Origin of the sequence: Mycolicibacterium chitae (assembly GCF_900637205.1) — a bacterium.
Classification (GTDB): Bacteria; Actinomycetota; Actinomycetes; order Mycobacteriales; family Mycobacteriaceae; genus Mycobacterium; species Mycobacterium chitae.
On record NZ_LR134355.1, the window covers coordinates 1,872,227 to 1,890,117 of the forward strand.

A 17,891-nucleotide genomic window follows, 5' to 3' on the forward strand; every position below is an offset into this window, starting at 1 on the left:
CTGTGGGCCGCGCGTTCTGGGACTCAGTCGTCCGAGGATTCCGACCGCTGCGCGTCACTGAACGCCGGCATCGCCGCCGTTGCGTTGCCGAGTTTGGCCGTACGGTAGGAACGTACGTTGCTGGATGCCGCAGACATCGCCTCCCGCGACTTCCCCCTGCCGTAGGTGATGGCCTGTTCTTCCCTGACGCCCAGCCCTTTACCGACTTCGACGGCGTCCTGATCGGCCCCCATATACAGGAATTCCCACCCGAACTCGTTGGTCTGCTGCTCGACGAGCGACTTGATGGCCGGGCGGCTCCACTCGCGGCTGGAGTTCTCCAACCCGTCGGTCATGATGGCCACGACCACAGTGCCGGGCTTGTTCTCCTCGGTGAGCGCAGCGATCTCGGCGGCGGTATCGGTGATGAGCTTGCCCATCGAGTCCAACAGCGCCGTGCTGTTGCGTGGATTCAGCTCGAGGGGTGGAACGTCGCTGAGCGGCTTGGAGCGATAGACGATCTCGTACTCGTTGTCGAACTGTGCCAGTGTCACGAGGCATTCACCATCGCCGGCGCGCTGCTCGCCAAGGAATGCGTCGAAGCCGCCGACCACGTCGGACTTGATGGACTGCATCGAGCCGGACCGGTCGAGCAGGAAAGCGATGAGGGTGAGGTTGGGGTTCGACACGGCGATCTTCTTCCATTAGTTGGCTAGCGCGGCTTGGTGTTTCGGCGAGGCTTGAAGCGCATCGGTTCATGCGCTGGAGCGGGTGGCAGGGGAGTGCCCGCGTGCTTGTCGTTGCGGGCACGTCGGACGTCTTCGGCGGTGATCCGGTCACCGGCACTCACGTACGGGCTCAGCCTGGGGGTGCTGGCCAGCCGCGGGCCGACTGCGTTTTCGCTCAGCCCGGCGCTCTTGCCGGCTGCGGCGATCGACATCTCGTCGTCGACCACAGCGCGAGCCAGCTGGTCGTCGAGTAACTGGCTCACCTCCGTCAGGACTGACCGGAGGTGTCGTAATGCGTCCTCAGCGGATGCGGCGGTCTCGGCATTCGCTAGGTCGTTGCGGATCTGGTCGTACCGGTCGGGCATGCGTCACCATACCGCAAAAAGTGCGGAGTCCGCAATAACTGCGGCATGTCGCTGGGTTGGAAGAACGGTCGGGCGCCTCCCGCCCGCGGGCTCAAGTCAAGCACAACAGGCCATCAATCATCTGAATTCGTCACCGAAGACCGCCCCAGGGCACGCCCGGGCGGCGTGGGATGTCACTGAAGTGAATTATGCTGCGTGCCAGCCCGGGCTTGGATCGGTGGATGTGTGGTGGGGGGTTCGATCGTGACGGTGAGAAGCAGATTTTGGCGCCTGGAGCTTGCAGGGGGCGTCGCCCGGCGGCCATCGCCGACGTTCCAGCGCTCACGTCGCCAGGCGGACTCATCGCTGAGCTTTCCAACCGGGACGGCCTGGTCGTTGCATCCTGGGACGCCGAACTGCAGCAGGGGAGAGTTCATGCGTTGGGGGTGGTCCAGACGGTCGAGAAACCGGATTCTGCGATCGTGGATTGGCGGCGGGTCGACTTCGCCTTGACGCCGTCTCCGCAGGGGCGAAGCAAATGGGAAACCATGCCGTTCTTCAGATTCGACGATGGTGTCGCAGAACGCTATCGCTTGGCGGAACACTTCGACGATGCGTTCGCAGAAGGTCGGCCACCGGTGGTTGAACCCGGGCCGGCGGAGCCGCTGGCAACGCAGGACTATGAGAAAGATGTTGTTTGCCAGGTTGATTCGTATGGTGAGTCACAGCCAGAACGCGCAGCCCCGCGGGGGCCCCAGCGCAATAGGGTGTCACTGAACGGCACCATCTTCGCAACGTCGGCACGTGGTGCCTTCATGAGTAACAGAGCCGATCGTCGCAGATGGTTGGTGTGTGAACTTCACGTCGACCGTGTTCTCAAGACGCCGCGAAAGTACACAAAGCTGTTCTTCCTCGATGAGGCGGTCGCGTTGGCGGCCGGCCATCGTCCTTGCCCGACGTGCCGCCGGGATCGTTACCAGGCATACGTGACAGCGGTGCAACATGCTCACTCTGTGAGCGGAGCGCAGGAACTCGACGCGCTGCTGAACAGCGGACGAAAGTCGCCACCCGCCCGCGTGCCGGTCGGCTCGCTCCCAGACGGTGCATTTGTCGCAATGGGGGCGGACGATTTCCGTCTTGTCTGGCGTGGTGCCCTACACCGTTGGGCACCCCACGGCTACGGCGACCCTGTCCTCCGCGGCGACTTCGGGTCACAAGACTTCGTCGTGCAGACTCCCGAGCCTTCGTTAGCGGCACTGCGCCACGGCTATCCCGTGGCGGTCCACCCGTCGGTCTCCAACTGGACTCCGCGGTAGCTGCCGAACAAACACCCCCGAATGCAGCCCGTTCTCCGACGAGGAGTCCGGCTCAACAGCTACAGCATCGGCCCATAGACGGGCGACGACTGCCTGAAATGCGGCTCCGGCGTAGGCGACACGGCAGGGGACTCGGGCAGCGGCGGCGCCAGCAGTACCGGCCCCGGCAGCCGGGGAGTGCCCTCGGGGCGCGGGTCCGGACCGGGAGGTTCGGCCGCCGCGGCGGCGGCAGCCTCGGCCGCGGCGTCGGCGGCCCAGTCAGCCATGAGCTTGCTGGCCGCGAAAACTGCTCCCCGCTCGGTCATCCCGGACTTGGTGTAGGTGTCATGCGCGGCGAAGCTTGACCCGTCGGCGTCGCAGATCAGGTCGTTGTCGACGCACAGTTCGAGCGTCTTGGGTGTGTACCGCGGACCGACGGTGACCGTCGGGTCACCCAGGAAGCGCATCACCCGCGGTGCCGGCTTCGCGAACAGCACCACCGCGCTGACGTGATCGGCAATGTAGGCCGGCATCGGGGTGGGCACCTCGTCGGCGGCAACCCCGTCGGGGACCGTGCTGGCGGTGACGAAGCCGATCACCGCCGCGCCCTGCGAGTACCCACCGAGCACGATCTTGGTTTCCGGGCAGCCCGCCGCGGTGGCCAGGATGTGCGCACGCGCGTCGCCGATACCGTCGACCGCCTTGTCGAAGTCGAGGCTGGCGGGATAGTCGACGCCGTACGCACGGACCCACTTGAGCGAGACGTGCGACCGCAGCGTGGCGATGAAGTCTTCTCCGGTGGGCCCGAGGGGCGCGGCGTCATCGGTGCCGCGCGCGAAGACCACTTCAGCGTCCGGACAGATTTCGGCCTGCGCCGACGGTGTCGGAGCGACGTGATACATGCTGGTCGCCACTGCTGCGGCGCCCACCCCGGCGATGACGCGGCGAGCCGTCATGGCTCCCAGCGTGACAGCGTGCGCCGCAAACGGCAGCGTGTACCGCGAATTCTCAGGGTCCGCACAACATTGCCGCCCGCTATTCCGCGCCACGTAGCCTGACCTACGTGACCGATCAGGACCGCACCCGCTGGGACGAGCGCTATCAAGCTCGTGGAGCGCCGTCGGTTCAATCGGTAGGCCCGCCATCGGCGTTCGCCGCGTTCGAGGACATGTTCCCGACGACTGGGCACGCGCTCGAATTGGCCTGCGGGGCCGGTGCGGCCAGCGTCTGGCTGGCGCGCCGAGGCATGACCGTGCACGGAGTTGACATTTCAGGGGTGGCCGTCGACCAGGCCCGAGATCTCGCCGCGCGCACCGGCGTTGGTGACAACTGCCGATTCGACGTCGTTGATCTCGACGACGGCCTGCCTGCAGGACCGCCGGCCGACGTCATCCTCTGCAATCGGTTCCGCGACCCACGCCTGGACCGAGCCATCCTCGACCGACTGGCACCCGGCGGCCTCTTCGCGATCACCGCGCTCAGCGAAGTCGGCGCCGCGCCGGGACGTTTCCGCGCGGAGCCCGGAGAGTTGACAGCCGCCTTTGCCCCGCTCAAGGTGATCGCCGCAGGGGAGGGCGACGGCGAAGCCTGGCTGCTGGCGAGAAGCTGATCGGACCGTGTTGTCGGTGGCTGCAGGCAACGCCTCCCTGCTCCTCGTGCTTGCGTGAGGGGCCCACCGCCGTACTGTGGCGCCATGGCCAAGACTCCTCGGCGGCGACCGACAAGGAAACGAAGCCCACGGCGATCACGGGAGCGCGACGTGCCGGACCTGTTCTCGACGGTGCGGTCCGCGCTGGCTGGTCCGGGCTCGCTGGAGCTGCTGGGTTTGGTCAGCTCGTTGATGGCCGTATGTGACCAGGGCGACGTGCATCCGCTCGCTGCGCAGGACGAGCGGCCCGCGCTCGAGGAACTTGCGGCGATGTTCATGGAGGTGCAGGCCCCGGAGACGACAGCAGTGCTGACCGTGCTGGCTGTCCTGACCGGTGACGAAGTGTTGCGCGCCCGAATCGGGCGTGAGCTCGGGGCCCGGCCGGCCCCGCCGCAGGACTGGCTTACCCGGTTACCTCATCGGACAGTCCATCGGGCGGTGCGCATGGGACATGTTCTCGATGACGGCGACAACATCATGCTCGGGGTGCGACTCGACGGAGGTGACGAGCTGACGATCGTCGTGTACATCGACCACAACCTGGGCACGCTGGTCAAGGACGCGTTCGTCATCCCGGAACCCCTCACCGCTGTCACCGACCAACAGCGGAAGTTGGCCGATGACCCCGACGTGGTGTGGAACGACATCAGCCTGGCCGACGCACGTGCCTGGCTCGAGCCGGCCATCGAACTGGCCGCGATGACCTACCCGCCTTTTGAGTCGGAATCGTGGCCCGCCTGTAAGCCGGTGGTGCAGTGGATCGTTCGTGACCTCCCTGATGGTGGCGTCGGACGTGCACGGCCACAGTGGGATTCGCAGGCGCTGGCGGAACTCCAGGACCGCTTCTTCGCTTCGCGGTGGGGCGCCGCCATCGACCACGCCGACCATCGTGACCTGCTCGATTCGCTGCTCTGGTTCGCCACGGAGTACGGGCCCGGTGACCCACTGCGCTGGAGCGTCGTTCGGGTGGAGATCCTCTTCGGGGACTGGTTGGCTCGCAAGGTTCTCGCACCGGCCGAGTATCTTGCCGCGGCGCCGGATCTCTTACGCGCCTTCGTCAGGTTCGCGCACTCCGAGGCGGGATTACGGGAAAGTCTGACCGCCGACACGCTCGCGGCGATCGACGACTGCGCCCCGTACTTCCTGGCCGATATCGGAGCGGACGGGGCACCGCATCCGGTGCCCGGGCTGATCGGCTCGCAGGACCTTGCGGACATGCTGTTGGATTACTTCGCCGGGATCGTCGGGGGCCACCAGCAACTGAATGACCTCGACGTGCAGCCTCTGCCCGACGACCGGTTCGATTGGGCGGGCATCCCCGAGGACATCGCCGGGCGGGTGTCCGAGGTCCTGGCTCTGTCCGATCGATGCTGTGACCAGTTGCTCGACACCGAGTACCGCACGGTCGCCCGGCGCCTGCTGGCCCGCATCGCCACCGGCAACCCGGCGGTGTTTGGCGGCAGGGGCCGGGTGGAAACCGCTGCTGCAGCGATCATCTGGATTGCCGGCAAGGCAAATGATCTGTTCGCCAACGGGCCTGGCGGCAGTGATCTACGAATCACCGACATCGCCGAGCACTTCGGCATCGGCAAGAACAGTGCGTATCAGCGGGCGAAGTCGCTGCTGCGGGCCGGCGGCTTCGACGACGACACCAATGCGGTCCAGCTCGGCGCACCCGAATTTCTCGTCTCCGGGTACCGGGCAGCGATCGTCGCCGAACGGGACCGGGTACTTGCCGGACTCGACCTCTGAGGTCGCGGGAGGGCGACGGCGAAGCCTGGCTGCTGGCGAGGAAAAGACTTGGACACGGCCGTTACGGCTGCACCCACCACGGCGGAAAGCTGACGTCCAACCGTTCGCTGCGCCGGTACCCCGACCAGGTCGGGACCCCGGCCGGCTGGCCGAGGTAGATGCCGCGGGCCGCCGCGACGACCCGCGGGTGCTGGGTCGGCCACTGCAACGATGCCGCGACGTCCTCGAGGACACCCTGATCGCGTTCCAACACCCGGTCGACGATCGCCACCGCCGGCAGTGAGCCGCTCTTGTCACCGTTGCATCGGGAGCATGCCAGCACCAGGTTGGCCAGGCCGTCGATGCCGACCAGCGACCACGGCAGCACATGATCGATGGGGTTGTTGGCGGGTAAGTGGGTTTGGCAGTAAAAGCAGTGCGGCCCAAAGGCTTCCTTGAAGGGCCCGCGAACCACGGTCAACGCGGTGCGCTCCCGACCGAACAGATGCCCGGCGACGTCGGGGACTTCTGCGGCGAGGAACTTGTTCATCCGGCGCACATCGTCGACCCACATGATCTCCAACGCCGGCTTCAACAGCCCGGCCAGTCGGGCCAGGCCATGGGCCACCCCGGGGTTGAGGACAATCGCGTCGCCACGGGCCCGCAGGGTCGAGCGGCTGACATGGTCGTGCAGGAACGAATCGTCGTAGAGGAAGGCGTCGCTGGTCGAGGCTCCGGGCAACTTCTGCAGGCGGTGCAGCGGTTGTTGTGCCAGGCACAACGCGACGTCGTCGATGGCGCGCTGGTAGGCCTCGGGTGCGCGCAGCCGCGCGGTGTCCACGGAGAAGCCGCCGCGACCGACCCCTGCCGCGTCCCGAAGCGACGTGGTGGCAGCCAGAATCCGTGCCTTCGGCTGGGTGGATTGCCGTAGCTCATGACCGTCGAACGGCCGCACCTGATGCCAGTAGATCTCCAGGACGCGGTGCGCCAGCGCGGGAATCGGTACCTGCAGCGCGTCAGCGGGGTCGGTGGGCAGGTTCTCCACGCAGTGCTCGATCAGCGCCATCAACGTCGCCAACTTGTAGGTGGCGGTGCGCAGCCCGGTCTCGAGGATCGCGACCACGCGCTGACCCAGCAGCAGCGGGTCGCCGGCCTCGGTCACATCCGCACCTCACGTGTCGGCCCTTTGCGATACAACCTCACGGGAGCATTATCGCGAAGGGCGGGGATAACGTGGCCAAACTCGTACGGGACAACATTCCGGGGTTGATCCGGGCCTCGGGGCGACGTGCGGTCACCCGGCAACTGGATGACGACGAGTTCGCGGCGGCGTTGCTGGACAAGCTCGACGAGGAGATCGCCGAGGTGCGCTCGGCGGCCACCGCAGAAGCCGTCCTCGAGGAGGCGGCCGATGTCTTGGAGGTGCTCGTCGCCATCGTCGAACAGCACGGTTACCGACTCTCGCACATCATTGCTGCCGCCGACGAGAAGCGCCTGAGTCGAGGAGGTTTCGCTAATCGGTGCTGGCTGGAGGACCAGGGCCGAGGAGGCTGGTGACACAACGAGATCGGCGGGCCGGTTCCGGGTGAGTCGGCCTTCCCCGGCGTCACGGCAGGTCGGCTCGGTCGAACTCCAGTTGCAACCTCGGGCGACGACGGTATCGGTCGCGAAGGTCGGCGATGAACGCGTCGACCTCGGCTGACTCGCCGGTTCCTGCCGCCAGCTTCCGCATCTTCTTGAGCCGTCGCGCTGCGCTGCGGTAGTACTTGGCATTCGCACCGGTCAGTTCACCTTCGACGAGTTGCGTGTAGACCGGCAGAACGGCGAGCGGGTCGCGTTTCTCGTAGGCCTTGCCGAGACCGCTCCAGACGTCGCTGTCGCGAAGTCCGAGCCGGTGTGCCAGATTCCAGGCTAGGGGAATGTCCTTGAGAGACAGCTGCGCGCGCAGCACCGCGTCGCGCGGCTGCGTTGCGAGGCGGTCCATCACCTCCTTCTCGTAGTCGGTCCAGGCGTCAGCCGCGTCGCGATACAGGTGGCCCGCGGTGCTCGACGACGGCCAGCGGCGGAAGACCGCGACCCGCGCCGCGACCAATTCATCGGGGCGATGCCGGGCCAGTAGTTCGCACCAGTAGTCGGCGGCGCGGCGCGCCTGATGGCCCTCGTCGAAATCGGTGGCCTGCTTCGCCCAGTCGATGGCGGCGTCGATTTCCCCGATCTCTAGCAGCGCCACCGCGGTGTCCTGCAGCCACGCGACTACACGTCGATTCCTGGCGTGGGTGCGGATGATGGCGTCGACATCCCGGTCGAGAACGGCGAGACGCCGGGCATTCCAGTCGAGAGTGAACCACGCACCGGAATTCGGCGACGACCATCGCTGGTCTTCGGGGGGCCGCGGGCCGAGCGTCGCCGCCTGCTCATCGAGCTTCGCGCGGTAGGTCACCATCCCGCCGGAGCCCAGCGCCGGCGCGTACGCCACCGGATCGATGGTGAAGTAGTCGCACTCGTTGTCGAACTGAAACTTCATCATCCAGTCGACGAGTTTGGTGACTGCCGGGCGCGCGCGGGCAGCGGCGACCGGGTGAAGTTCCAGCAGCTCGCGGCAGGCGTCGCCGATGATGCCGCTGGAATCGTCGGCGCGCATGATCACCTTCAGCGCGGAGGCGATCGCCCGCTGCGTCACGGTGAACACTTCGGCGGGGTCGCCGTGGTCCGCGGCCTGTTGCAGGATCGCCACGGCTTCGTGCATCCGCGACCCGTGCGCGTTGGCGATGTTCCACCGCCACACGTCCGATCGGGTCCTGATGAGGGGCAGCACCGTGTCGGCAAGAGCAGTCACAGGACCATCATCCGTGGCTCGGAGGTGCTGCGTACCGCAGGGGGCCGAGGTGCGCGGAGGGCATAGGCCGGTAGCGGCGGGGATAGCCCCGCCGGGGGCCGGCCCTTTTGCCCCTTATGCCTGGAAGATCACGCATTAGGTGGATTTGCGGCCGTTCGGCCGATCCGGCAAGGGCTTAAGCGTGGATTCTCACGCATAACGACGGGTGGTCTGCCACCCGCTGCTACCGTGCGGAGACGTCGCCTATCCACAGCGGAGGGGACATGATCCGAGCAGCGTTGACGACAGCGCTACTGGGCGCGGCCGCCGTCGTACCGGTCACTGCCCTCGCGCCCGCAGCCGCCGCCGATACCTGCGGCGTCAACCTGGCGGCTCCCCAAATTTCGAAGGCCGTCGCGACATTGCCGCCGTACCCCGGCACCGACTGGCCCTGGTCCAGCGACCCGAGCACGATCCAGGGCAACTTCGATCCGTGCGCCACGTTGTCCACGGCGCTGGTCACCGTGGAGCGCGCCACCGGAAGCTCACCGACCACGGCGCTGATCTTCCACCACGGCCAGTACCTGGGGACGGCGACGTCGAAGGCCTACGGATTCACGTCCCTCAACGGCGCCCGCACCACCGACGACACCGTGGTCCTGAACTACAAGACCCCCGGCGCCTGCAACGCCTGCCCGCCGGCCGCCGTCCACACCGTGCGCTACCAGTGGCAGGGCGACCACGTCGCGATGCTCGACCCGGCGCCGTAGCCGTCGTGTCACCGCCCGCTGCTAACGTGCCCACCGTACGAAAGTGGGGGGATATGAACACTTACCAGTCAGGCCGAATGTGCAGCATCGTCGCCGGCGACCGGTGCCGATGACCGCACCCGTCCGTGAGCGTCTGCTCACACCGTCGAAGGTGACGGCCTGGCTGGACTGCCCGCACTATCTGGCGCTGTGCGCCCAGGTCGACGACGGGACCCTGCCGAGACCGGACTACCGCTTCGGATCGTTCGCCGAGTTGCTCCTGAACAAGGGCCTGGCGCACGAACGCGACTGCCTGGCCAACTACCGGAGCGAGGGCAAGAGCATCCTCGAGGTCCCGGAGAAGGGCGACCGGAGCTTCGCCGCGTGGACGGAAGCGACCGGGAACCCGCTCGGTGATTACGACGTCGTCTACCAGATGCCGTTCATTCACAATGGGATTCGCGGTGTCGCCGACTTCGTGGTGCGCGTGGCGGATCTCGGGACCGGCGAGGTCAGCTATGAACCGGTCGACGCCAAGCTCACCCGCACCGAGGCCAAGCCCGGTCACGTGCTGCAGCTGTGCTTCTACGCCGACGCCATCGAGGCACTGACCGGCCGGCGCCCCGAGCACATGCACATCTGGCTGGGCTCCGGCGGCATGGAGACTCTGCGGGTCAGCGACTTCCAACCGTACTGGCGCCGGCTGCAACGGCAGCTCGCCGCGGCGCTGGCCGGCGGTCCCGAGGACGGCACCGTTCCCGAACCCTGCGCGCACTGTGATTTCTGCGAGTTCCAACCGACCTGCGAGATGCACTGGCGGGACGCCGATTCGCTGATCTATGTGGCCAACATCCTCAAGCCTGACCGGGACGCGCTAGTCGATGCGGACATCGTCACGTTGGCCGCACTGGCCACCGCCGACGGCCCGCTGGAAGGGGTGGCGCCGGAACGCCTGGCTCGCCTGCGGGCCCAGGCGTCGCTGCAGGTGATCGCACGCCACCAAGAGGAGGCTCGTCCACCCTTCGAGCTGATCGAAGAGGGCGAACCGCCCTGGGGTCACGGCTTCGAGACGCTGCCGAAACCGGACGCCGGCGACGTGTTCCTCGACTTCGAAGGCCACCCGTTCTGGCGCGCCGACACCGGACTTTTCTTCCTATTCGGCCTCGTGGAGCAGGACTCGAGCGGCCAGTGGCAGTACCGGTGCTGGTGGGCGCACGACGTCGCCCAGGAGGCCGCCGCGGTCGAGGCGCTCGTCGACTACGTGGCCCGCCGCCGCGAGCAGTTCCCCGGCATGCACGTCTACCACTACAACCACACCGAACGCTCGTCGTTGCAGCGAATGACGGAAACCCACGGCGTTGCGGAACTCGCGCTGGCCGAGCTGATCGACACCGGTGCCTTTGTCGACCTGTTACTGGTGGCACGCAACAGCATTCAGGTGGGCACCGAATCTTACGGGCTCAAGCACCTGGAACGCCTGACCGATTACGAACGCAGCCACGAGATCGACCAGGGCGCCGGCGCCGTCGTCCAGTACGAGCACTACATGGCCGAGCCCAACCAGAGCGACCTCGACGCCATCGCCGCCTACAACGAGGACGACGTGCGGGCCACCCTGGCGCTGCGGGACTGGCTGGTCGGGCACCGGCCACCCGAGTTGCCGTGGCGTGCCGCGGTGATCGAACCGGACCCCGGGATCCCCGAGCTCGACGAGATGGTCGCGCGGCTGCACGGGTTTCCGCCGGGTACCGAGGAGCACGATCTCGGGGACCTGCTGTGTTACTGGCGCGACGAATGGTTCGCCTACGTGGCGCCCAAGAAGGTGAAGCTGGCCGCCGATCCGTTGGACCTGCTGGATGACGCCGAAGCCATTGCCGACCTGAGTCCCGTCGGCTTGGTGGAGCGGCTGGGAAAGAGGGGTACGCCGATCACGCCGGCGATGCGATTCACCTTCCCCGCACAGGAACTCGAACGTTTCCCCGCCGGCGGTGGGTCCGTCATGATCGCCACTTCGCCGGACGAATGGCGATCGGCCAGTATCGACCGGTTGGACCGCGCCGGCCACACTCTCGATCTGCTCTGGAACGAGGAGCTACAGGAGTCCGGCTGCTGTCCGCGCGCCGCAGTATTGCACGACTGGGTCCCCACCAAACCCAAACCCGAGGCGCTGCAGACGTTCGCCGAAGGCTTCCTCGACGGTCGTAACCCCAACCCGGTGACGCTGGCCCTGCTTCGCCGCGACCTGCCGCGTTTCACCGACCGGACCGGCCGGGTGTTCGTCGACGACCTCGATGACATGACCGAGTGGGTCACCAAGCTCGACCAGAGCGTCGTCGCGGTGCAGGGGCCGCCGGGCACCGGAAAGACCTACCGCGGAGCACGATTGATCCGAGCGCTGGTGCGCGCCGGGAAGCGCGTGGGTATCACGGCGGTCAGCCATTACGCCATCGCGAACCTGCTCGAGGGCGTCGTCGAGGCGTTCACCGAATCCGGTGAACTCGACCTGCTGTCGGCGGGGTGCAACCCCGGTAGCAGCTCCGTGCGTCGATTGCCCGACGTCACCTACGGCGGCAACACCAAGTGCGCGCGCGACGAGTACAACGTGGTCGCGGGCACCACCTGGCTGTTCTCCAACCCGGTCATGCGCGACGCCCCGGTGGACGTGCTGCTGATCGACGAGGCCGGCCAACTGGCCCTGGCCGACGCGTTGGCGGCCTCCGGAGCCGCGCACAATCTGGTGCTGCTCGGGGACCCGCTGCAGCTGCCCCAGGTCGCGCAAGCCAGTCACCCCGGCATCTCCGGGCGCAGCGTGTTGGACCACATCGTGGGCGACGAGGTGCTGCTCCCCGAGGACCGCGGGGTGTTCCTGCGCCAGACCCGCCGCATGCACTCCGACGTCTGCGGGTTCATCTCACGGCAGATCTACGACGGCCGTCTGCACAGCTACGCCGACTGCGACCAGCAGTCGACGGTCGCGGGGACCGGGCTGCGATGGCTGCGGGTCGACCACGAAGGCAACCGCACGTGGTCGGTGCAGGAGGCCGACGCGATCGCCTCGGAGCTGATGCGTCTCCTCGGTACGCCCTGGACCAACCACAAGGGCGAGGCAAAAGCCTTGCAGCCCAGCGACTTCATGGTCGTGGCGCCATACAACCTGCAGGTCAACGCCATTCGCGCCCGCCTCGAACAAAACCCCGCACTGGCTGAGGTCCCGGTGGGCACCGTCGACAAGTTCCAAGGCCGCGAGGCCGCGGTGGTGTTCTTCAGCATGGCCGCCTCCAGCGGCGAGGACATCACCAGGGGAGTGGACTTCCTGTTCTCCCGCAACCGGCTCAACGTCGCCGTCAGCCGCGCCCGCTGTCTGGCCTACCTCGTCTGCACTGATGCGCTGCTGGATACCCGAGCCCGCACGGTCGAGGACATGCGACTGGTGTCGACGCTCAATGCGTTCGTTGAGTCGGCGTCCTAGCCGCCCGCGGCCCACTCCTTGGCCCGCTCGAGCTCAGCGAGCCCGAAAATCTCGAGTTCACCGGGCACCATCCAGCCCAGCACGTGCAGCGCGCGCACAATCCAGTCGGTGTCGGTGACGACGGCCATCCGCTTGAACGCCGCACGGTGCTTGATGAGCATGCCGAAGCCCATCTTGAGGTCCTCGACCAGACCGCCGCGTCCGAAGCCCTCGTAGTCCGGGTCGATGACCTCGACGAACCTGATCTCGTCGGTCTCCAGCATCTCGCGCATCTTCGGTTCGAAGGCACGCATCTCGTCGCCGGTCACCGTGCCCGTGACGCGGATCCCGGTCACGCCTTCGGGCATGTCAGACAGTATTTCGATCACAGCATCACCTCCGATGCGAGGTCCGAGAACCACGCTACTCCCGGAACATGCGCGCCGACCACTACTGCGGGTAGTACATGATGGAAGGCATGCGTGGAGCAAAGGTGAAGCATCCCCTTGGACCCGTCGGCGCCGTCGTCGCCCTGGTCGTGGCACTCCTGCTGGGCAGCCCAGCCGCGGGTCTGGCACACGCGGCCCCCGCAGCGCCGGCCGGCGACGCCATCTCGATCGGTGATCCCGCCGCTCCCGGGCAGATCGACCTCTACCTGGATCCGCTGTGCTTCTACAGCGGAAAGATGATCCAGGAGCAGGGCCAGGCCATCGGCGAACGCATCGAGGCCGGCGCCCTGCACGTCAACCTGCGCTTCGTGGACTTTCTCGACAAGTACTCGGCCAGCGGCAACTACGACTACCGGGCCATCTACTCCGCCTACGTGGTCGCCGCCCAGTCGCAGTCCAGCGACGTCACGTGGCGGTTCATCCAACGGGTCTTCGCTGCCGATCAGCAGCCCCGCCGGAACGGTCCCAGCGACCTGACCAACGAGCAGCTGGCCGCCCTCGCCAACGAGGCCGGGGCCCCGCCGCTGGCCCAGGAGCTCATCAAGTGGGGCTTCCCGCTGGGCTACGACCCGCGCACCATCGCCGCCAACAACCTCGTCCTGCTGCGGCAGCTGCCGGAATCCGGCGTGCCGCGCGTCGTGATCGACGGCCAGGCGGTCGATGGCCAATCGGACTGGCTGGCCCAGCTCCCGAGCTGAGGCGGCCCCGCTACAAGTCGACTGGCGGGCGTTGGATGCTGCGCAGCAACCCGTCCCAGTTGTTGCGTTCGACATAGCGCATGTACTCCGCACCTTTCGCGCCGTAGACGCCGCGGGGATCACCGTCGAGTACCCACCGGTGCTGACGGTCGGCTTGGGCGGAAAGCCTGCGGTTCTGCCGCTTTCGCTCGGCCTCGGCCGCCTCCAGTTGCTGGATCAGCGCCTTGCCGATCACGACGGCGAGAAAGACGACGAGGACCATCGCCAACCCGGCGAGGATCCACCAGAAGTACTTGATGATGACGCCGATGAACACCACCACGCCGATCACCCCCAGCGCGCCGCCGCCGGATTGACCTCCTGGAACGCTCATATCTCTCCTCCCGATCCCCGCCTCGCATGATGCCAGCACCCACTGACATCAGAAGCTCGACAGTTACGGAGCGATCAACCGGCGCAACGCCTCCCGGAAGTCGGGGTTCGGGTTCGCCGCGGGCAGCGCGGCGCACACCTCGCGCAGCGCCTCGTCGACACCGAGTCCCTGTCGGCGCGCACCGTAGAGCGCGGCGATCGTCGGGGTGCGGCTCTGCGCCTCCACGCAGTGCACGAAGACCGTGCGCCCGTCGGCCCGCAGCGCCTCGATGGCCCGCACAGTGTCCAGCAGCACGAAATCGAGATTGGCGTTATGCCCCACCCGGTCGATCAGCCGGACCTCGAGATGCACCGCGTCGGGAACGTCGCTGTCGGCGATCCGGCACAGCGAGACGACCGCGTCGATGTCGTCGGCCAGGGCACCCAGCGAGCGCACGGAGCCGATCCACACCTTGTCGTCGTGCGGGTGCTGCCGCGGCGGCACCGTCGCGGCCCACGACTCGTAATCCGGTTCGGCCGTCGCACCTTTGCCGACAATACGATCCGCCAGCGTGGCCAGCCCGCGGGTCATCAGACCGGGCCACCCGTGCAGCATCAACCGCCACTGCGCCGGCACCGCCGAGGCGCCGTACACCGCGCCCAGCAGGCCACCGGCGATGGCGGCCACCGTGTCAGTGTCCCCGCCGCCGCGTACCGCGGCCTCGAGCGCCAGACGCAGATGATCGGCGCGGAAGCTCTCCGCAGCGGGATCTTCGGTGGGCACCGGCGTCGTGCTGATCGCCGACCAGGCGCCCTGCAGCGCGGCGACCACCCAGCCGTTGTTGTGCGAGAAGTCCGCCGGCCGCGCGTTCTCGGCCGCGGTCAGGCGCTCCCGCCACACGTCCTGACGCTCGGAATCGAGGTGCCGCAGGCCAATCCGGACATCCAGCTCACCGGTCAGCACCGCATGGCGGATCGCCGCGCACCACAGCACGCAGGCGTCCCCGGCGTCGGGGTCGAAATGCGTCAGCGCGCTGACCTCGCGCGCGGCCTGCGCCAGCCCGGCCTCATCATCGAGATAGGCCAGCGCCACCGGCGCCGTACGCATCAGCGAGCCGTTACCCGCGGTCCGCCCGCTCTGGGCGTGCAGGGCCGCGGATTCGGCGCGGGCCGTTGCCGCCGAGATCCCGATGCGCGCCGCGGCCGCGAGCACCGAGCGGGTCTGGATCCCAACGTCTTTGGCGGTGCGCGCCCATTGCTCCCACCGCTGCACGATCGAGTCCTGAGACGGCGCCACGCGCAGATCGGCGCCGGTGGCAGCGACCTCCGCGATGGCGATCGCCATGGACGTGTCGTCGGTCCACTCGCCGGGCGCGAACGGGCCCAGTCCGCCGCCGATCATCGCGACCGGCTGCTCGTCGGTCATCGGGCGGCCGAACTCGTAGCCGGCGCCCAGGGCGTCCCCGGCTGCCGTCGTTAACAGGGTTCCGACCGCGCGATCGCGCTGTGCCGTCGTCAAATTCACGTTCATGTCACTCCCTTGGATGGCTTACAGCGGGCCGACGTAGCCCTGGTCGCGGGCCCAGTCGACGACGACCGGCTTGGCGTCCAGGCACAGGTGATTGACCGCCGACATCAGGACGATCGCCGACTCGGCCGGCGCGAACCCGGTATTGGCGAGCTTGCCGAGCACCAGCGGGGGAGCGACCCCGTGACGCAGTTCGTGGCAGAGTTCCTTGCCGATGTCGATCATGTCGATCATCGACGAGTACCAAACCCCGGCGTTGTCGAGCTCGGTGATGAAGTCGTACTGATCGGCCCGGGCCGGACCGGCCAGCACCACCGACGCAGATACCGCGAGCACCGCTGCTGTTACCCCACGCATTGTTCCCCCCTCGGATAGCGCTTGGCACGGAGGTTAGACCAGGGCACCGACAAGGTTCGAGAGTGCGGGTTGCCCACCTCCGAGCGACACTGCGCGACACGTGTCGCTCGGAGGTGGGCAAATCCAACACCGCAAGCTTCCGGCGCCGAGCGTGACCCGAACTTGTCGGTGGCTCATGCGAGCCTTTGCTCCACGGGGAACGCGGTGAGGCCCGCGTTCGAGGAGGGGAGACCAAAGTGACTGATTACCAGGGGCACTCGACACCGGCGCCGGGTTGGCATCCGGACCCCGGCGGGCAGCCGGGCCAGCGCTACCACGACGGCCGACGGTGGACCCAACACTTCGTGCCGACGCCACCGCCCAGCCAGCCACCGCCGGCCGTTGCCGTCGCGGTGTCCACCGGCGGGGGTGCGAACCACGCGTTGCATGCGGTGCTCACGCTGCTGTCCTGCGGGCTCTGGCTGCCGATCTGGATCCTGGTGGCGATCTTCAGCGCGGGTTCGGGATCGGCGGTGGCGATCGGGGGCGCGGGCGGGGCGGTCGCGCGCAGCACCAACCGTCGACCGCTGATGGTCGCGGCCGCGGTCTTCGGCGGGCTGGTGGTCCTCGGCACCGCGGCGCAGCACCCGTGGCTGTTCGTGGTGCTGGCGATCCTCGGAATCGCGGGCGGCTACGGATTCTGGGCGCTCAAGTCGGCGCAGCAGCGCGAAGAGCAGCAACGCCAGGAACAGTTCCGGCGCGACATGCTCGCCGAGCGCGCCGACTACGAGGACCAGCTGTATCAGGAGGGCGACCCGCGGGGAGTCCACGGCCGGTACCTGCCACCCGAGAAGACCTAATGAACACGGGTTATCTATAAATCCGGAATGCTATCTATAATCTAGAAATGGCACTAAGTATCAAAGATCCCGAGGCCGACCGACTGGCCCGGCAACTCGCTGCGCAGACCGGAGAGACTTTGACGGAAGTGGTGGTGGTGGCGTTGCGTGAGCGCCTGGCGCGCCAATCCAATCGGGTACGCGTCGCTCCACTACGCGAGGAACTCGCGGCGATCCGACGGCGCTGCGCGGCACTCGAGGTCAAGGATGACCGCGCCGCCGAGGCGATCTTGGGCTACGACGACCGCGGTCTACCGTCCTGATGGTCATCGACACCTCTGCGCTGGTCGCAATGTTGACCGACGAAGCCGACGCAGTACTTCTCGAAGCCCGCGTGGCAGAGGATCCGGTGCGGACGATGTCCACCGCGTCGTATTTGGAGACGGCGATTGTGATCGAAGCTCGATACGGTGAAGCCGGCGGTCGCGAATTGGACCTATGGCTCCATCGGGCATCGGTGGACCTCGTCCCTGTCACCGCTGACCAAGCTGAGGTTGCGCGGCGCGCCTACCGGCAGTACGGCAAGGGGTGCCACCCTGCCGGCCTGAACTACGGCGATTGCTTCTCCTACGCTTTGGCCAAGGTGAACGGTCAGCCGTTGCTGTTCAAGGGCGATGGCTTTCAGCACACGGATGTCGTTGCAGCCCAATGACCTTACTCGCGAATGACAGGCCCATTCCAGGCCGAGCGCCGCGCGGAGCCGATCGGCGTCCATCCCGGAACCCGCGGCCGCGCCGGACGGGAACGTGTCCAGCAGCCTGATCAGATCGTCGCGCCGCGTCGGGTCGGCGGCGGCCTGCCGGGGTGTGTGGCCGGCGAGCGCCGGGACGTCGACGTCGGCGACGCCGTCGGCCCGCAAGCGCCGCGCGATCGTGTCCTTATCCAGCGGGCCG

19 protein-coding genes and 1 pseudogene are annotated in these 17,891 nt (G+C 67.4%); 10 read left to right on the forward strand and 10 right to left on the reverse strand.

The window, feature by feature from the left end:
* Nucleotides 1-23: 23 nt before the first annotated feature.
* Together EL338_RS08830 and EL338_RS08835 are read right to left on the reverse strand one after the other, a co-directional pair.
* Nucleotides 24-668 (reverse strand): vWA domain-containing protein, encoded by a 645-nt coding sequence (locus EL338_RS08830; RefSeq protein ID WP_126333421.1) that lies wholly within the window; start codon nt 666-668, stop codon nt 24-26.
* A gap of 23 nt (nt 669-691) precedes the next feature.
* Nucleotides 692-1,072, reverse strand: a complete 381-nt coding sequence (locus EL338_RS08835; protein WP_126333422.1) for a hypothetical protein — start codon at nt 1,070-1,072, stop codon at nt 692-694.
* Between the two features lie 188 nt (nt 1,073-1,260).
* On the opposite strand from EL338_RS08835, the gene EL338_RS26450 reads away from it, so the two are divergent.
* On the forward strand, nt 1,261-2,367 hold the full coding sequence (locus EL338_RS26450; RefSeq protein WP_235666412.1) for a hypothetical protein: 1,107 nt from the start codon (nt 1,261-1,263) through the stop codon (nt 2,365-2,367).
* Nucleotides 2,368-2,426: 59 nt separating this feature from the next.
* On the opposite strand, the gene EL338_RS08845 is transcribed toward EL338_RS26450, so the two are convergent.
* Nucleotides 2,427-3,302: a cutinase family protein gene (locus tag EL338_RS08845; protein ID WP_126333423.1), complete on the reverse strand. Its 876-nt coding sequence runs from the start codon at nt 3,300-3,302 to the stop codon at nt 2,427-2,429.
* A 107-nt stretch (nt 3,303-3,409) separates the two neighbouring features.
* On the opposite strand from EL338_RS08845, the gene EL338_RS08850 reads away from it, so the two are divergent.
* On the forward strand, nt 3,410-3,955 hold the full coding sequence (locus tag EL338_RS08850; RefSeq protein WP_126333424.1) for a class I SAM-dependent methyltransferase: 546 nt from the start codon (nt 3,410-3,412) through the stop codon (nt 3,953-3,955).
* Between the two features lie 150 nt (nt 3,956-4,105).
* The gene (locus tag EL338_RS08855) at nt 4,106-5,746 is read left to right on the forward strand and encodes a DUF6398 domain-containing protein (RefSeq protein ID WP_145965901.1); all 1,641 of its coding nucleotides are present in this window, start codon (nt 4,106-4,108) and stop codon (nt 5,744-5,746) included.
* Nucleotides 5,747-5,807: 61 nt separating this feature from the next.
* Here EL338_RS08855 and EL338_RS08860 read toward each other — a convergent pair whose 3' ends face one another.
* The gene (locus EL338_RS08860) at nt 5,808-6,887 is read right to left on the reverse strand and encodes a DUF8808 domain-containing protein (RefSeq protein ID WP_126333426.1); all 1,080 of its coding nucleotides are present in this window, start codon (nt 6,885-6,887) and stop codon (nt 5,808-5,810) included.
* A gap of 71 nt (nt 6,888-6,958) precedes the next feature.
* Between EL338_RS08860 and EL338_RS08865 the strand changes: the two genes are divergently transcribed.
* Nucleotides 6,959-7,282, forward strand: coding sequence for a nucleoside triphosphate pyrophosphohydrolase (locus EL338_RS08865; protein ID WP_126333427.1), 324 nt, complete (start codon nt 6,959-6,961; stop codon nt 7,280-7,282).
* A 49-nt stretch (nt 7,283-7,331) separates the two neighbouring features.
* Here EL338_RS08865 and EL338_RS08870 read toward each other — a convergent pair whose 3' ends face one another.
* On the reverse strand, nt 7,332-8,561 hold the full coding sequence (locus tag EL338_RS08870) for a DUF6880 family protein (RefSeq protein ID WP_235666413.1): 1,230 nt from the start codon (nt 8,559-8,561) through the stop codon (nt 7,332-7,334).
* A gap of 263 nt (nt 8,562-8,824) precedes the next feature.
* Here EL338_RS08870 and EL338_RS08875 point away from each other — a divergent pair, with 263 nt between their 5' ends.
* Nucleotides 8,825-9,310: an LppP/LprE family lipoprotein gene (locus EL338_RS08875; protein ID WP_126333428.1), complete on the forward strand. Its 486-nt coding sequence runs from the start codon at nt 8,825-8,827 to the stop codon at nt 9,308-9,310.
* Nucleotides 9,311-9,419: 109 nt separating this feature from the next.
* Nucleotides 9,420-12,758 (forward strand): TM0106 family RecB-like putative nuclease, encoded by a 3,339-nt coding sequence (locus EL338_RS08880; RefSeq protein ID WP_126333429.1) that lies wholly within the window; start codon nt 9,420-9,422, stop codon nt 12,756-12,758.
* Here the strand turns inward: EL338_RS08880 and EL338_RS08885 are convergent.
* Nucleotides 12,755-13,126, reverse strand: coding sequence for a SpoIIAA family protein (locus EL338_RS08885; protein ID WP_126333430.1), 372 nt, complete (start codon nt 13,124-13,126; stop codon nt 12,755-12,757). The genes EL338_RS08880 and EL338_RS08885 overlap by 4 nt on opposite strands.
* 89 nt (nt 13,127-13,215) lie before the next feature.
* On the opposite strand from EL338_RS08885, the gene EL338_RS08890 reads away from it, so the two are divergent.
* Nucleotides 13,216-13,884 carry a thioredoxin domain-containing protein gene (locus tag EL338_RS08890; protein WP_126333431.1) on the forward strand — a complete coding sequence of 223 codons (669 nt, stop codon included), beginning with the start codon at nt 13,216-13,218 and terminating at the stop codon, nt 13,882-13,884.
* A 10-nt stretch (nt 13,885-13,894) separates the two neighbouring features.
* Here the strand turns inward: EL338_RS08890 and EL338_RS08895 are convergent, their stop codons facing one another.
* The 3 genes from EL338_RS08895 to EL338_RS08905 all read right to left on the reverse strand — a co-directional run bounded on the left by EL338_RS08895 (nt 13,895) and on the right by EL338_RS08905 (nt 16,099).
* On the reverse strand, nt 13,895-14,257 hold the full coding sequence (locus tag EL338_RS08895; protein ID WP_235666414.1) for a hypothetical protein: 363 nt from the start codon (nt 14,255-14,257) through the stop codon (nt 13,895-13,897).
* Between the two features lie 63 nt (nt 14,258-14,320).
* Complete coding sequence (locus EL338_RS08900; protein WP_126333432.1) at nt 14,321-15,766, reverse strand: ADP-ribosylglycohydrolase family protein; 1,446 nt, start codon at nt 15,764-15,766, stop codon at nt 14,321-14,323.
* Between the two features lie 18 nt (nt 15,767-15,784).
* Entirely contained in the window at nt 15,785-16,099 is a 315-nt protein-coding gene (locus EL338_RS08905) for a DUF732 domain-containing protein (protein ID WP_235666415.1), read from the reverse strand.
* A 257-nt stretch (nt 16,100-16,356) separates the two neighbouring features.
* On the opposite strand from EL338_RS08905, the gene EL338_RS08910 reads away from it, so the two are divergent.
* From EL338_RS08910 to EL338_RS08920, 3 genes are read left to right on the forward strand one after another with little or no spacing between them, the layout of a single operon-like run.
* Entirely contained in the window at nt 16,357-16,959 is a 603-nt protein-coding gene (locus EL338_RS08910) for a DUF2510 domain-containing protein (RefSeq protein ID WP_126333434.1), read from the forward strand.
* 47 nt (nt 16,960-17,006) lie between these two features.
* Nucleotides 17,007-17,261: a type II toxin-antitoxin system VapB family antitoxin gene (locus EL338_RS08915; RefSeq protein ID WP_126333435.1), complete on the forward strand. Its 255-nt coding sequence runs from the start codon at nt 17,007-17,009 to the stop codon at nt 17,259-17,261.
* Nucleotides 17,261-17,650: a type II toxin-antitoxin system VapC family toxin gene (locus EL338_RS08920; RefSeq protein ID WP_126333436.1), complete on the forward strand. Its 390-nt coding sequence runs from the start codon at nt 17,261-17,263 to the stop codon at nt 17,648-17,650. The genes EL338_RS08915 and EL338_RS08920 overlap by 1 nt, the downstream gene beginning before the upstream one ends.
* Before the next feature lie 27 nt (nt 17,651-17,677).
* Here the strand turns inward: EL338_RS08920 and EL338_RS26455 are convergent.
* Nucleotides 17,678-17,836: pseudogene (locus EL338_RS26455) on the reverse strand (hypothetical protein); the annotation flags it as partial.
* Nucleotides 17,837-17,891 lie beyond the last annotated feature (55 nt).